The sequence below is a fragment of the Amycolatopsis heterodermiae genome (assembly GCF_034929455.1).
GTDB lineage: Bacteria > Actinomycetota > Actinomycetes > Mycobacteriales > Pseudonocardiaceae > Amycolatopsis > Amycolatopsis heterodermiae.
The window spans coordinates 177,377-191,985 of sequence record NZ_JAYFSI010000016.1; the positions used below are offsets into that span (position 1 = coordinate 177,377).

14 protein-coding genes are annotated in these 14,609 nt (G+C 71.4%); 4 read left to right on the top strand and 10 right to left on the bottom strand.

What is annotated here, in order from left to right:
• Window positions 1-86: 86 nt before the first annotated feature.
• The 3 genes from VA596_RS44545 (at window position 87) to VA596_RS44555 (ending at window position 4,346) form a co-directional block, all read left to right on the top strand.
• A complete protein-coding gene (locus VA596_RS44545) occupies window positions 87-524 on the top strand; it encodes a MarR family winged helix-turn-helix transcriptional regulator (RefSeq protein ID WP_323336045.1) in 438 nt (145 codons plus the stop codon).
• A gap of 71 nt (window positions 525-595) precedes the next feature.
• Window positions 596-1,906, top strand: a complete 1,311-nt coding sequence (locus VA596_RS44550; protein WP_323336047.1) for an MFS transporter — start codon at window positions 596-598, stop codon at window positions 1,904-1,906.
• A gap of 133 nt (window positions 1,907-2,039) precedes the next feature.
• On the top strand, window positions 2,040-4,346 hold the full coding sequence (locus VA596_RS44555) for an FdhF/YdeP family oxidoreductase (RefSeq protein WP_323336049.1): 2,307 nt from the start codon (window positions 2,040-2,042) through the stop codon (window positions 4,344-4,346).
• Here VA596_RS44555 and VA596_RS44560 read toward each other — a convergent pair.
• From VA596_RS44560 to VA596_RS44595, 8 genes are all read right to left on the bottom strand, one after another.
• The gene (locus tag VA596_RS44560) at window positions 4,337-4,861 is read right to left on the bottom strand and encodes a hypothetical protein (protein WP_323336051.1); all 525 of its coding nucleotides are present in this window, start codon (window positions 4,859-4,861) and stop codon (window positions 4,337-4,339) included. The two genes, VA596_RS44555 and VA596_RS44560, sit on opposite strands and share 10 nt — an antisense overlap.
• Before the next feature lie 444 nt (window positions 4,862-5,305).
• Window positions 5,306-6,694, bottom strand: coding sequence for an LCP family protein (locus tag VA596_RS44565; RefSeq protein ID WP_323336112.1), 1,389 nt, complete (start codon window positions 6,692-6,694; stop codon window positions 5,306-5,308).
• Between the two features lie 48 nt (window positions 6,695-6,742).
• Window positions 6,743-7,492, bottom strand: coding sequence for an SDR family NAD(P)-dependent oxidoreductase (locus VA596_RS44570; RefSeq protein ID WP_323336052.1), 750 nt, complete (start codon window positions 7,490-7,492; stop codon window positions 6,743-6,745).
• The gene (locus VA596_RS44575) at window positions 7,489-7,908 is read right to left on the bottom strand and encodes a VOC family protein (protein ID WP_323336054.1); all 420 of its coding nucleotides are present in this window, start codon (window positions 7,906-7,908) and stop codon (window positions 7,489-7,491) included. Before VA596_RS44575 ends, VA596_RS44570 begins: the two co-directional genes overlap by 4 nt.
• A gap of 76 nt (window positions 7,909-7,984) precedes the next feature.
• Window positions 7,985-8,563 carry a dihydrofolate reductase family protein gene (locus tag VA596_RS44580; RefSeq protein ID WP_323336055.1) on the bottom strand — a complete coding sequence of 193 codons (579 nt, stop codon included), beginning with the start codon at window positions 8,561-8,563 and terminating at the stop codon, window positions 7,985-7,987.
• Window positions 8,564-8,634: 71 nt separating this feature from the next.
• The gene (locus VA596_RS44585; RefSeq protein ID WP_323336057.1) at window positions 8,635-9,465 is read right to left on the bottom strand and encodes a helix-turn-helix domain-containing protein; all 831 of its coding nucleotides are present in this window, start codon (window positions 9,463-9,465) and stop codon (window positions 8,635-8,637) included.
• A gap of 58 nt (window positions 9,466-9,523) precedes the next feature.
• Window positions 9,524-9,652 (bottom strand): MFS transporter small subunit, encoded by a 129-nt coding sequence (locus VA596_RS44590; RefSeq protein ID WP_323336059.1) that lies wholly within the window; start codon window positions 9,650-9,652, stop codon window positions 9,524-9,526.
• On the bottom strand, window positions 9,649-11,004 hold the full coding sequence (locus VA596_RS44595; RefSeq protein WP_323336061.1) for an L-lactate MFS transporter: 1,356 nt from the start codon (window positions 11,002-11,004) through the stop codon (window positions 9,649-9,651). Before VA596_RS44595 ends, VA596_RS44590 begins: the two co-directional genes overlap by 4 nt.
• A gap of 103 nt (window positions 11,005-11,107) precedes the next feature.
• Here VA596_RS44595 and fdhD point away from each other — a divergent pair, with 103 nt between their 5' ends.
• Window positions 11,108-11,932, top strand: a complete 825-nt coding sequence (fdhD, locus tag VA596_RS44600; RefSeq protein ID WP_323336063.1) for a formate dehydrogenase accessory sulfurtransferase FdhD — start codon at window positions 11,108-11,110, stop codon at window positions 11,930-11,932.
• Here the strand turns inward: fdhD and VA596_RS44605 are convergent.
• Both VA596_RS44605 and VA596_RS44610 read right to left on the bottom strand, forming a co-directional pair.
• Entirely contained in the window at window positions 11,929-13,062 is a 1,134-nt protein-coding gene (locus tag VA596_RS44605) for an alpha/beta hydrolase family protein (protein ID WP_323336065.1), read from the bottom strand. The genes fdhD and VA596_RS44605 overlap by 4 nt on opposite strands.
• Window positions 13,063-13,161: 99 nt before the next feature.
• On the bottom strand, window positions 13,162-14,604 hold the full coding sequence (locus tag VA596_RS44610; RefSeq protein WP_323336067.1) for a carotenoid oxygenase family protein: 1,443 nt from the start codon (window positions 14,602-14,604) through the stop codon (window positions 13,162-13,164).
• Between the last annotated feature and the right edge of the window lie 5 nt (window positions 14,605-14,609).

Genomic DNA, 14,609 nt, shown 5'->3' on the forward strand with positions numbered 1-14,609 from the left:
CGCGGTCGCCAAGGCCGTGAAGGGCACCTTCACGGTGTTCGTCACAGCCAGATGCACAGGCTGGACTGAACAGTTAGACTGTGTGTATGGGCGAAGTACCTGCACACGTGGCCGAGAGCGCCGGCTGGATCCGGGGAGTCGTCGGGCAGCTGCACCGGCGGCTGCGCCAGGTCGACAACGCCGGGATCCTGACGCCGTCGCAGTCGGCCGTGCTCAACCGGCTCCACCGCGAAGGCCCCGCCACGCAGGGCGAGCTGGCCGCCGCCGAGCACGTGCGGCAGCAGTCGATGGCCGCCACCCTCGGCGTCCTCGACGAGCTGGGGTACCTCGCCCGCACCCCCGACCCGGCCGACCGGCGCCGCGTCGTGATCAGCCTGTCCGAGGCCGGCATGTCCACCGTCAGCGGCGTCTTCCAGCACCGCGACGAGTGGCTCGCCCAGGCACTGGCGGACGAGCTGACCCCCGCCGAGCTCGAGGCCGTCACCCGCGCCCTGCCGCTGCTGCAGCGCGTCGCCCAGCACTGACCCCGAAGGAGTCCCCCACGGCCACCGTCACCGCGCCCGCCAAGTTCGGCGCCCGCCTGGTCACCCCGCTGGTGGCCGGCGCGGTGCTCAACCCGATCAACTCGACGCTCATCGCCGTCGCGCTCGTGCCGATCGGGCGGAGCTTCGGCGCCGGCCCGGGCCAGACGGCCTGGCTGATCTCGGCGCTCTACCTGGCCACCGCGGTCGGGCAGCCGGTGGTCGGGCTGCTGGTGGACCGCTACGGCGCCCGCCGGGTGCTGCTCGGCGGCGCGGTGCTGGTGATCGTCGCCGGGATCGCCGGCATGATCCCGCTCTCGGTCGGCTGGCTGACCGGCGTGCGGGTCGTCCTGGGCCTGGGCACCTGCGCCGGGTTCCCGGCGGCGATGGCCGTGCTGCGCCACCACGCCGAGGCGAGCGGCCAGGGTGTGCCCGCGCGGGTGCTGTCGCTGCTGTCGATGTCCGCGCAGACGGTGATGGTCGTCGGCCCGACGCTCGGCGGGCTGCTCATCGGCCTGTTCGGCTGGCCCGCGATCTTCGCCGTGAACATCCCGCTCGCCGGGTTGTCGCTGGTCCTGGCGCTGCTGTGGGTACCGGAGGACGACCGCGGCGCACGCACCGCGCAGCCGATCGACGTCCTGGGCATCGCCCTGTTCTCCGCGACCCTGCTGGCGCTGCTGTTCTTCCTCATGAACCCCGGCGCCGACCTGTGGCTGCTCGCCGTCGTCGCCGCGCTCGGGACCGCGTTCACGCTCGTCGAGCTGCGCCGCGGCACGCCGTTCCTCGACCTGCGGATGCTCGCGGCCCACCGCGCGATCCTGCACACCTACCTGCGGCAGGCGCTCAGCTTCATGGCCATCTACGCGATCATGTTCGGCTACGTCCAGTGGCTCGAGACCGCGCGGCAGCTCAGTGAGGAGGCCGCCGGGCTGATGCTGCTCCCGATGTCCGGCACGGCGGTGTGCGCCGCCGCCTTCTCCGGCCGCGGCACCGGGATCAAGGCCCGGCTGGTGACGGTCGCCGTCGCCCTCGCCGGCGGCTCGGTGCTGCTGCTGTTCGTCCACGACGGCACGTGGATCGGCGCGCTGCTGGCGCTGGCCGCGCTGTTCGGCCTGGCGCAGGGCCTGACCAGCGTCGCGAACCAGACGACGCTCTACCGCGAGGCGCCCGCCGAGCAGATGGGCACCGCCAGCGGGCTGTTCCGGACCGCCCAGTACCTCGGCGCCATCGTGGCGTCGACGCTCATCGCCCTTTGTTACGGCCCGCACGCGGACTCGGCGGGCCTGCACCGGCTGGCGATCGCGCTGATCGTCATCAGTGCCGTGCTGCTCGTGGTCACGGTCGCCGACCGGGGCCTGCACACCGCCGGAGTGAAGTCCGCGTGAGGCGATGCCTCTTTCCTGGGGAAAGTGACGTCTCGCGGGGGCGCCGGCGCCTCTTTCTCGGGGAAAGTGGCGTATCGCGGGTGTGACGAACCCCCTGTTCGCGCGAACGATCATCGGGGCGCACCATGGGCACATGACCCGTGAAGCGCCGGCGCAGGACGTGGACGAGGCCCAGCTCGAAGTGGGCAAGCCGAAGGGCTGGGCGGCCGGGATACCCGGGGTGGCCGTTTCGCTGCTGCGCAGCGTCGAGCAGATGGGCACCGGCCGGACCGTCAAGGCGCTGCGGCTGCTGAACCAGCGCCAGGGCTTCGACTGCCCCGGCTGCGCGTGGCCGGAACCCCGTGAGGTCGACGGCGAACACCGCAAGCTCGCCGAGTTCTGTGAGAACGGCGCCAAGGCGGTCGCCGAAGAGGCGACGAAACGGCGGGTGGGCCGGGAGTTCTTCGCCGCGCACCCGATCGCCGAGCTACGCGAGAAGACCGACTACTGGCTGGGCCAGCAGGGCCGGATCACCGAGCCGTTCGTGCTGCGCGAAGGCGCGTCGCACTACGAGCCGATCTCCTGGGACGACGCCTTTGAGCTGGTGGCGGGCGAACTGAAGGCCCTCACCGACCCGAACGAGGCGTTCTTCTACACCTCGGGCCGGACCAGCAACGAAGCCGCGTTCCTCTACCAGCTGATGGTGCGTTCCTACGGCACCAACAACCTGCCGGACTGCTCGAACATGTGCCACGAGTCCTCGGGCGCGGCGCTGCAGGCGACCACCGGCATCGGCAAGGGCTCGGTGAGCCTGGCCGACATTCACAAAGCCGACCTGATCGTCGTCGTCGGGCAGAACCCGGGCACCAACCACCCGCGGATGCTCTCGGCGCTGGAGGAGGCCAAGGGCAAGGGCGCGCAGATCATCGCCGTCAACCCGCTCCCCGAGGCCGGGCTGATGCGGTTCAAGAACCCGCAGAACGTCCGCGGCGTCGTCGGCAAGGGCACGCCGCTGGCCGACGAGTTCGCCCAGATCCGCCTCGGTGGCGACCTGGCGCTGTTCCAGGCCGTCGGGCACCTGCTGCTGGCCTGGGACGAGCAGGCGCCGGGCTCGATCGTCGACTGGGAGTTCGTCCAGCGCTCGACCGAGTACTTCGACGACTACGCCAAGCACCTGCACGAGATCGACTGGCCGGAGGTCGAGCGGGCGACTGGCCTGCCGCGGGAGCAGATCGAGCGCGTCGCGCGGATGATCGCGTCGTCGGAGCGGACGATCTACTGCTGGGCGATGGGCCTGACGCAGCACAAGCACGCCGTCCCGACGATCTCGGAGATCGCGAACCTGGCGCTGATGCGCGGGATGATCGGCAAGCCGGGCGCCGGTCTGTGCCCGGTGCGCGGGCACTCGAACGTCCAGGGCGACCGGACGATGGGCATCTGGGAGAAGATGCCGCAGTCCTTCATGGACGCCCTGGCCGGCGAGTTCGGCATCGACGTCCCGCGCGAGCACGGCCTGGACACCGTCGACTCGATCCGCGCGATGCGCGACGGCCGCGGCAAGGTGTTCTTCGCCGTCGGCGGCAACTTCGCCTCGGCGACGCCGGACACGGAGACGACCGAGAAGGCGCTCCAGTCGTGCTCGCTGACCGTGCACGTCTCGACGAAGCTGAACCGCTCGCACGTCGTGCACGGCCGCACGGCGCTGGTCCTGCCGACGCTCGGGCGCACCGAGCGCGACGTCCAGGCCTCGGGCGAGCAGTTCGTGACCGTCGAGGACTCGATGTCGCAGGTGCACGCCTCGCACGGCCGCCTGAAGCCGGCGAGCGCGCACCTGCTGTCCGAGGTCGCGATCATCTGCCGGCTGGCGGAGAAGCTGCTTGGCGCGGGCCACGCCGTGCCGTGGCGGACGTTCGAGGGTGACTACGACCTGATCCGCGACCGGATCGCGCGGGTCGTCACGGGGTGCGACGACTACAACCGCCGCGTCCGCGAGCCGGACGGCTTCGTGCTGCCGAACGCGCCGCGCGACTCCCGCGAGTTCAGCGGCACGAGCACCGGCAAGGGCAACTTCACGGTGTCCGAACTGGAGTACCCGCAGGTGCCCGCGGGCCGGCTGCTGCTGCAGACGATGCGCAGCCACGACCAGTACAACACCACGATCTACGGCCTGTCCGACCGCTACCGCGGCATCGAGAACGCCCGCCGCGTGGTGCTGGTCAACCCGGACGACCTGGTCTCGCTGGGACTGGCCGACGGCACGATGGTCGACCTCGTGTCGGAGTGGCGCGACGGCGACCGCCGGGCCCCGGCGTTCCGCGTGGTGTCCTACCCGACGGCCCGCGGCTGCGCGGCGGCCTACTTCCCCGAGGCGAACGCGCTGGTGCCGCTCGGTTCGGTGGCCGACAAGTCGAACACGCCGGTGTCGAAGGCGATCGTGGTGCGGCTCGAGCCTCAGCCCTGATATTCGCGCCGCAGCGTGCCCATCATGTCGGTGACCATGGCCTGGACGTTGTCGAGCGTGGCCGCCGGGATCAGTGCCGCTTCGGTGCCGCCGTCGGCGATGGTCACGCCGAGCACGACGTTGCCGGTGCGCACGGCCGCCCACTGCTCGGAGAACCCGGCCTCGTCGCCGACGCCGGTGGCGAGGCGGACGCCCGAGTGGTCGCCGAGCGCGTCGGTCATCAGCTGGGTCGCCTTGGCGGCGGCCTCGGCGTCGTCCGAGCTGGTGAACCGCACGACGGCGATCGTCACGAGCCGGTAGTCCTGCAGGTTGGGTTTGCCGCCGCCGAGGTCGCGGGCGAAGAGCCGCTTGCAGCTGGTCAGCTCGTTGTCCGTCTCGGAACGGTCTTCGGGCACGACCTTCGCGTCGGCGGTCTTGACCGAGTTCGACGGGATCTCGACGGTCCCGGGCGCGAGCTGGGCGGGAGCGTTCGGGCCGGGCAGTTTGCAGGCATCGACGGGGTCGGGGTAGTGCACCGACGTGGACGACGACTGGCAGCCGGCGCACAGAACGGCGGAAGCGAGTATCGGAAGTGCCCACCCCCATTGGCGGGCAGAGCTTCTGCGCATTCGGTTTTCCTGGGACGAAAGCGACGGAAATCGGTTTTCCCGATGACCACCGGTCCGGTGATCATCCACTGGTGGAGCGGCGCGCGAAATCATTCGACACCCGGGGTTTCACGGTTTGGAGAACACTGCCTCACCAGTGCGGCAAGGTCAAGGACCACTCTGGAAAGTGGTCCACTGTGGTCCGGTCCCCGACAGGAGAAAACGTCTTCGCGCCATTCCCGGAAAATGACCGGCGCGGGCGCTGTTTTGATCAACTTCGTGCGGCCTGGTACCGGAAGACTTGTCGAACATGAGCACACGCGGCGGGCCGGTGCCACGCCGCTCCCCGTTTCGCTGTCCGCGTTGGACGGCTCAGTCGACGCAGACGACGCCGCCCGAGGTGATCGGTTCGTCGCCGCCCGGTGCACCTCCGCCGCCTGCTATTCCGGGGCCCGCGTAGACCGAGCCCAGCAACACCTCGATGTGTCCGGGCGGGACCGAGGACGTCTGCTGGGTCGTCAAGCCGCCCAGGAGCTTGGCCACCTCCGCGCCTCGGTCCGCCAGGTCCGGGCCGAAACGGACCAGGGACGTCCGGCGGGAGCCGGTGTTGCCCGTCGTTCCCGGGGTGAATCCCTTGTCCCGCAGGACGTCCGCGACCCGGGCGGCCAGGCCCGCGTGCGCGCTCGCGTTGGAGACATCGACCACCGGCGCCGGCGCGGCGGGCGCATGCGCGCCGATCAGGCCCGCCGCGAACGCCTTCACCTGGGCCGGATCCACCTGCACCGCGGTGGCCTTCGGGTTGGCCGGGTCGTAGCGGTAGTCCACGTTGACCGTCGGGATCGTCGCGAACTCGATGCCGCCACCCGAAATGCCGCGCATCTGCCCCACGAAGTCCAGCAGGTTCCACGAGCCGTCGAGGACGACCGAGCGCTTCACCGCGTCGATGAGGTCCGACAGCTTGCCCGGGTCGCTCAGCGTCCCCGACGACAGCACCTGCTTCGCCAGCCCCGCCAGGAAGACCTGCTGCCGCCGGGCGCGGCCCAGGTCGCCGCCCTTGACGTTGTCGCGCTGGCGCACGAAGGCCAGCGCGTCCGCGCCCGCGATCCGCTGGGGGCCCGCCTTGAAATCGGCGCCCGAGTTCCGGTCCTTCGTGTCCGTCTTCAGGCAGACGTCGACGCCGCCGACCGCCTTGCTGATCTCGGAGAAGCTCAGCAGGTTGACCTCGGCGAAGTGGTCGATCGTGACGCCGGTGAGGTCCTCGACCGCCTGCCGTGTCGCGCGGCGGGCCGCGGTCAGCGCCTCCTGGTCGATCTTCGCCTTGTCCGTCTCCCCCGCCGCCCGGCGGTTCCGCGCTTCCGCGGCCTTGGCGCGCCCGAACGCGGCGTTGATCTTCCCCTTGCCGCCCGGCATCGAGACGTAGCTGTCCCGCGGGATCGAGAACGCCTTGACCTCCTTGGTGCCGTTCGGGATCCGCAGCACGATGAGGGTGTCGGTGAGGTCGTCGCCGTTCGGGCCCACGCGCAGCTCGCGCAGCACGTCCGCCGGCAGCGGGTTGCCCTGCAGGTCGGTCCGCGAGTCGCGGCCGACCAGCAGGATGTCCAGCGAACCGTCGGCCGGCTGTTCGCCCGGTTTCGCCTCGGCGCCGATCACGTCGTCCCGCGTGACCTCGTCGAGCGAGCGCAGGTTCGCGTAGCCGTAGGCCGTTCCGCAGAACACGACCAGGGCGACCCCGGCGACGACGACCTTCCCCAGTGGATGCACGCCCTCCAGACGCCCCCGCCGCCGGATCTGCTGCACGGGTGAGCCACGTCACGTCCGCAGGTGGGACGCCCCGTTGAGGTCGAGGACCGCGCCGGACGCCCAGGTCGCCTCGGCCGAGGCCAGGTACAGCACGGCCGCCGCGACCTCCTCCGGCGTGCCGACCCGGCCGAATGGGCTCTGCGCGCGCAACGCGTCGTCGATGCGGTCCAGCTGCCGCTCGGTGGCGGTGAAGCCGGGCGCCACGGACGTCACCGCGATCCCGTGCGGCGCCAGGGAAACCGCGAGGGACTGGCCGAACGCGTGCAACGCCGCCTTGCTCGCGCCGTAGGCCGGGTCGTCCGGCTCCCCGCGGAACGCGCCGCGCGAGCCGACGTTGACGATCCGGCCCGGGGCACCGCGCGCGATCAGGTGCCGCGCGACGCAGTAGCTGAGGTTCGCCGCGCCCAGCAGGTTGACGTCGATCGTGTGCCGCCAGATCCGCTGCCAGTCCGCGTAGGACACCGCGTCGACCGGGTGCGCGGTCTCCGGGGTCGGCGCGACGCCCGCGTTGTTCACCAGGACGTCGACGCCGCCGAGGCCCGCTTCGGCCGTGTCGGCGATCCGCTGGACGGCCGCCGGGTCGGCGAGGTCGCCGGTGACGAGCAGGTGCCCGTTGCCGGGCAGCGCGGCGAGCGTCGCCTCGGCGTCGGCCACCCGGCTTCCGTAGTGGACGGCGACCCGGTACCCGTTCGCCGCGAAGGCGCTGGCCACCGCCCGCCCGATCCCGCGGGACGCGCCGGTGACGAGGACGCCCGTCATCGCGCGAACAACTGCGACTCGTCGCGGAACGCCTTGAACTCCAGCGCGTTCCCGGCCGGGTCGTGCAGGAACATCGTCCACTGCTCGCCGGGCTCGCCGGCGAACCGCCGGTAGGGCTCGATGACGAACTCGGTGCCCGCGTCCCGCAGGCGCCCGGCCAGGGCGTGGAAGTCCTCGACGGTCAGCACGAGGCCGAAGTGCGGCACCGGGACGTCGTGGCCGTCGACGGGGTTGCGGCCGGCCTCGGCGCGCGCGCCGGCGACGACGTGGGTGACGACCTGGTGGCCGCGGAAGTCCCAGTCGACCCAGTGGTCGGCGGAGCGGCCCTCGCTCAGGCCGAGCACGTCACCGTAGAAGGTGCGGGCGCGGCCCAGGTCGTCGACGGGGATGGCCAGGTGGAAGGCGGGACGGGTCACAACGGGCCTCCAAGGGGTCGGATGGTTCCACCTTGGAGGCCTGATGTCGCAATGTCAACATTGCGACATCCTTGTCTCAGCGGCGCACCTTGAACCCGAGGTGCAGCACCCCTTCGCCCTGGATGACCACGTGGGGATCCTCCAGCAGGTGCTGGCCGTCGACCTTGCCGAAGTAGCGCCGGCCCGAGCCGAAGACCACGGGCACCAGGTCCATCGCCACCTCGTCCACGAGACCGGCCGCGAGGACCTCGCCGGCCACCTCGCCGGCGTTCAGCGAGATGACGCGGTCCCCGGCGAGCTCCTGGGCCTTCTCGATCGCTGCCGTCACGCCGTCGACGAAGTGGTACGACGCCTCGGGGTGCCAGCCTTCGGGCTTCGGGCGGTGGGACACCACGACCACGTGCTCGCCGACGGGCGGGTGCCCGTCCCAGCCGTTCATCAGGTCGAAGAGCCGGCGGCCGATCACGAGCGCGCCGATCGAAGCCCACATTGCGCTGATGTACTCCGCCGAGACCCGGGAGACGCTGAAACCGCTGGCCCCGTCGATCGGGGTGTCCCCGTTTTCGTACCAGTCGTGGAGCGGCCCGACGCCGTCCTTCTCGTCGGCGATGAAGCCGTCCACCGACATCGCACTGTGCATGATGACTGAGCCCACAGGTTCTCCTCGAGGTTCTCGCGCGTTCACCACGATCCTGCCGTCCCGGGCGCGACCGTGCTTGTAGGAAATCACTCGGCGGGCACCGGCGGGAACGCCTGGTCGGCGGGGAACCGGCGCCGCAGGGCAAGGTACTCCGTCGGCGTCAGGCCGGTGAAGTCCTTGAACTCCTTGCTGAGGTGCGCCTGGTCGAAGTAGCCCGCCGTGTGCGCGAGCTCGGCCCAGTCGACCGGGCCCGGTGCTTCCACGGCCAGGATCAGGCGCGCGAAGCGGTAGATCCGCGCCACCCGTTTCGGGGTCACCCCGACGTGTGACTTGAACTGCGCGGCCAGGTGGTTGCCGCTCACCCCGGCCGCGTCGGTCAGCGCCCCGACCGGGACCGCGCCGTGGGAGGTCGCCAGCTGCCCGCCCGCGTGCTGGACCAGGTCGAGCCCGCGCGAGGGCGCCCGGGCGAGCCGGGAGCGCAGCTCCTCCTCGAGCACCCGCAGCGTCGCGGCCGGCGACTCGAGGTCGCCGGCCGCGTCGCAGATCCGGTCCAGGGACCGCTGCCAGGCCGCGTCCACCGGCACCCAGCGGTCCCGCAGCTCGGTCGCCGGCCGGTCGACGAACGGCGAGATGCCCCACGGCTTGAAGTGCACTCCCACCAGCCGCACGCGGGCGGGGTACTCGACGTGGAACCGCCGGGTCCACACGCCCATGAACCACCCGCCGGTGAACACCGCCGACGGCACCGAGAGGTCGGAGTCCCACAGCCGGACGGGCGCGCCGAGGTTGACGAACAGGTGGGCCGAGGGCATCGGCGGGACGGTCACCCGGCGGTGGTCCGGCACCCCGGTCAGGCAGTAGACGTCGTCGACGTACCGGTCGAGCGGCGGAGCGGGCACCCGCCCGACGTAGTCCATGGGCCCAGTGTGACCGACGCGGTCCCGGGGCGGTCGCGACCGCCCCGGGCGCGACCGGTCAGCCGAAGAGCTGCACCAGTTTCAGGAACAGCTCGTAGACGCCGTAGGCGAAGGGCAGCACGACCCACGCCCAGGCCAGCACGATCAGCGGGACCCGGTTGGGCCGGGCCTCCGGTTCGTTCGTCACGCTTCGCTCCTCGCGGTCTCGGCCGCCACGGCGGGCTCGTGGAACTTCTCCTTGACCGGGCGCACCAGCTCGTTGGCCACGAAGCCGACCACGAGCAGGCCGATCATGATGTAGAACGACGTCGCGTAGAGGTCCGGGCCGGACTTGCCGGCCGACTTCTCGCTGTCCGCGATCGCGTTGACGATCAGCGGGCCGAGCACCCCGGCCACCGACCACGCCGTGAGCAGCCGGCCGTGGATCGCGCCGACCTGGTAGGTGCCGAAGAGGTCCTTCAGGTACGCCGGGATCGTCGCGAACCCGCCGCCGTAGAACGACAGGATCACCATGGCGCACAGGATGAACACGAGCTTCGACGAATTCGACGTCAGCGCGATCACCAGGTACAGCGCCGCCCCGACGCCGAGGTAGGTGCGGTAGATGTTCTTGCGCCCGATCAGGTCCGATGTGGACGACCAGACGAACCGGCCGAGCATGTTGCACAGCGACAGCAGCGCGACGAACCCCGCCGCCGCGGCCGCGCCGACCGGGGTCGAGGTGTTCTTGAAGAAGTCCACGATCATCGGGGACGCCTTCTCCAGGATCCCGATGCCCGCGGTGACGTTGAAGCACAGGACGACCCACAGCAGCCAGAACTGCGGCGTCTTGATGGCGTTGGCCGCCGAGACGTTCGCCACGGAGATCATGGCCTTGCCGTGGTCGGTCTTCGGCTCCCAGCCCGCCGGCTTCCAGCCTTCGGCCGGGACCCGCACGATCAGCCAGCCGAGCGACATGAACACCGCGTAGACGACGCCGTGGATCAGGAACGCCGTCGCGATGCTGCCCGTGGTCGGCGTGGTGCCGATCATCGACGACGACCACGGCGACGCGATCAGCGCGCCGCCGCCGAAGCCCATGATCGCGATGCCGGTGGCCATGCCCGGGCGGTCCGGGAACCACTTGATCAGCGTCGAAACCGGGGAAATGTAGCCGATTCCGAGGCCGACACCGCCGATCGCGCCGTATCCGACCACGACGAGCCAGAACTGCCCGGTCGCGACGCCCAGCGCCGAGACGAGGAATCCGGTGGCGAAGCAGCACATCGAGACGAACATCGCCCAGCGCGGGCCGTTCTTCTCGACGAGCGTGCCACCGAACGCCGCGGACAGCCCGAGCATCACGATGCCGAGCTGGAACGGCAGCGAACTCTGCGTGCCGGTGAGGTGCATCGTCTTTTCGAGCGGGGTCTTGAAGACGCTCCACGCGTAGGCCTGCCCGATCGACAGGTGCACCGAGAGGGCCGCCGGGGGCACCAGCCAGCGTGTCCAGCCTGGGGGTGCGACGATCCGGGAACGGTCCAGGAAGCCGAGAGCCATCGGATCCCTCCGTAGAGTGGGGATGATGGAGGGAATGTATTACTAAATACCCGGTGTTGCACCATGCGAGTGTCAAACTTTCCGGCGGAGAAGGGTGCGAACGATGGGCAGGGTGACCGTGCGCCGTCCGGTGCGGCGGATCTCCGCGACCGGGGACCGGCGCCGCCCGGACGCGCTGGCCGCCGAAGAGCCGCTGGAGCTGCGCGTCGGCGGCCGCGCCCTGGCGGTGACCATGCGCACCCCGGGCCACGACGTCGAGCTGGCCCAAGGCTTCCTGCTCTCCGAAGGCGTGATCGGCGGCCGCGAGGACATCGCCGCCGCCCGGTACTGCGACGGCGTCGACGACCAGGGCCGCAACACCTACAACGTCCTCGACGTCGCGCTCGCGCCCGGCGTGCCGCCACCCGACGTCGGGATCGAGCGCAACTTCTACACGACGTCCTCGTGCGGGGTCTGCGGCAAGGCCGCGCTCGACGCGGTGAAGCTCAAGACCCGCTTCTCCCCCGCCGCCGCGCCGTTCGCGGTGAAGAGCGAGACGCTCGCCGCGCTGCCGGAGGCGTTGCGCGCCAAGCAGAAGGTCTTCGCCAGCACCGGCGGCCTGCACGCGGCGGCGCTGTTCACCCCGGACGGCGAGATCGACGTCGTCCGCGAAGACGTCGGGCGGCACAACGCCGTGGACAAGGTGCTCGGCTGGGCCGTGATGGCGGACCGGATCCCGGCGCCCGGGCACGGCCTGCTGGTGTCCGGGCGGGCGTCCTTCGAGCTGGTGCAGAAGGCCGCCATGGCCGGGATCGGGCTGCTGGCCGCGGTGTCCGCGCCGTCGTCGCTGGCCGTCGAACTGGCCGAGGAGAACGGCATGACGCTCATCGGCTTCCTGCGCGGCGAGTCGATGAACCTCTACACCGGCGACCACCGGGTCCTGACCTAGGAACACCCGCCCGGGTCGCAGAACGAGACCTCGGGATTCGCCGCCGACGGCCCGTCCAGCACCGGTTGTGGCCGGTGCCGCAGGTGCAGGTCGAGGAACGCCCGGGTGTACTCCCGGGTGAGCTCCAGGCCGCGGGCGCCGGGTGTGGTGGCGCCGTCCGGGATGCCGAACTCGTCGGTCAGCAGGGCGAGGTCGCCGAACGACTGGTGCACCGCGCCGTCGACCAGGATCCAGCGCTTCCAGCCGGTCAGCTGCGCCCAGGTCCGAGCCCAGGACGCGGCCGGCCCGCCGGATCCGGGGGTGTACTGCCCCGCCCGGCCCAGGAGCAGGAACGGCCGGGACAGCTCGCCCTGCGGCGGGTTCGTGGTGCCGTCGAAGTCGATCCCCGCCTTGATCCGGGGGTCCGCCAGCATCGCGGGGACGGCGGCCGCGCCGCCGGCCGAGTGCCCGGCCATCGCGATCCGCGACCGGTCGATCAGGCCCGCGCCCGCCCACTTCGGCCGGGGCCCAGTCAGTTCGCCGAGCACGAAGGAGACGTCCTTCGCGCGCACGGCGTCCACCTTCTGCCAGAAGGGCTCGTCGTGCACGGGGACGTCGCAGGCGGCGCAGGTGGTGACCCGGCCGCCGGGGAAGCTCGTGCCGACGCTCTCGTAGGTGTGGTCGACCGCGGCCACCACGTACCCGTGGCTCGCCAGGTCCTCGGCCAGCCCGGTCAGCGTGCCGCGCCCGTGCTCGAACCCGGGCGAGAGCACCACGAGCGGCAGGCTGCGCGCGCGGCCTTCCGGCCGGACGTCGGTGAAGGCGTTGGTGCGGGTGGTGCTCAGGATGTCCGCCGGCAGCGTGGTGATCCCGCCGTCGGCCAGGAGCAGCCGGGACTCCTCGGGGGTCATGTACGGGGCCCGGTGCCGTCCCGGCGCGGCCGCCGGGTACCAGACGGACACCATCAGCTCGCGCGCTCGCACGCCCGGGACCCAGGGGTCGGGGCGCGAGGTGTCGGTCAGGTCGAGGGTGGTCAGGCCGACCGGGTGGGCACCGGTCGGCCGCGGCAGGTACGGCGTCGCACTCGCCGACGCCGGTGCGGGCAGGGCCAGAAGTCCCGTCAGCACGGCCAGAACCGCTGTGGATCGCATGTCGTCCCCCTTGTTCGGTGCGGGTGAGGCACCGACGTTAGGAGCGCGCGACGGCGGGCCGCGTCGGCCGCGGGATGCATTCGGCCCGCGGCGTCGTCCTCAAGGCGTAGTCGGCACCCAGTTGCCGTGGAAGCCGTTGGGGACCCGGTCCGGCAGGTGGATCGCGGCCACGGTCTCCATCGTGCCCGCGTCGAGCAGCGTCAGGTCGCTGCGCCGCGTCGCCGGGTCGAAGACGAAACCGATCAGGACGCCGTCGTCCTCGGCCGCGTCGTCGTGGCACGGCACGAACACGAACTCGCCGGGCTGGCGGCCCGCGCCGAACGCGCGTTCCTGGCGCGACCCGGTGTGGAAGTCGTGCTTGAACAGCGAACCGCCCGGGTTCGCGCCGCCGTCGGCGGACATCGTGTAGCCGAAGCGGTGGCGGCGGCCGACGAGCCGCTCGTCGACGCGCGGGAACTCCTGGCCGCGGTCGTCGAGCCGCTCCTCCAGGACCTTCCCGGCGACCAGGTCGACGGTCCACCGATCCAGCGTCGGGTTGTCCTCGCCCGGGCCGTGCAGCTCGCGGTCGAACATCCGCGCGTGGCGGACGACGTCGAGCACGACGCTGTCGCCGTCGTCGTAGGCGTTGAGCGGGTGGAAGACGTAGCAGGGTTCGACGTCGAACCAGCGGACGTCGCCGTTGCCGCCCTCACGCGGCATCACGCCGATCCGCGCCGGGTACTTCGGGTCCCAGCGGTAGGGCAGGCCGCCGTTCGCGCCGATCTTGCGCGCCATCATCGCGGTCATCGGGTCCGGCACGCGCACCTTGCCGACCATCGCCGAGAGCACCAGCTTCGCGGGCGTGCGCAGCGCGCTGGGCACCCCGGCCGCGACGGCCATCTCGGCGTTGAACGTCACCGGCAGGTCGTAGAAGATCACGTGCCGCTCGGTCAGGGAGAAGTCGTGCATCATCGGCGAGCCGGTGACCTCGATGTCGACCGTGCGGCGGGCGCGGCCCCCGGCGTCGATCACCGAGTACTGGACCTTGTTGCCCATGCCGAAGAAGTACGAGACGGCGTGCAGCTCGCCGGTGCGCGGGTCACGCTTCGGGTGGGCGGTGTAGCCGCCCCGGAGCGTGCCGTCGAAGTCGCAGACGCCGGTGGTGTCGAGCTCGTCGGTCAGCTCGTAGATCGGCGCGCCCGCCTCGACCAGGGCGAGCGTCTTGCCGGCGTGGCCGATGACGTTGGTGTTGGCGCCGAGCGCGTCCAGCCCGCAGAACCGGCTCGGGCCCTCCCCCTCCAGCACCGCCGTGACGGCCGGGTTGCGCACCCAGCGGTTGCGGTACCACTCGGCCTTCCCGTCGCGCAGGCGGACGCCGTGGACCATGCCGTCGCCCATGAACCAGTGGTAGGCCGCCGGGTCCACTTCGGACAGCGGGTTGGGGCCGTTGCGCAGGTAGCGGCCGTCGAGGAAGTCCGGAATCCGCCCCGTGACGGCCAGTTCGGTGATCGTGTGCTCCCGGCTGACCGGGGCGAAGTTGCCCTCGAGGAACTTGTTGCCCATGGCTG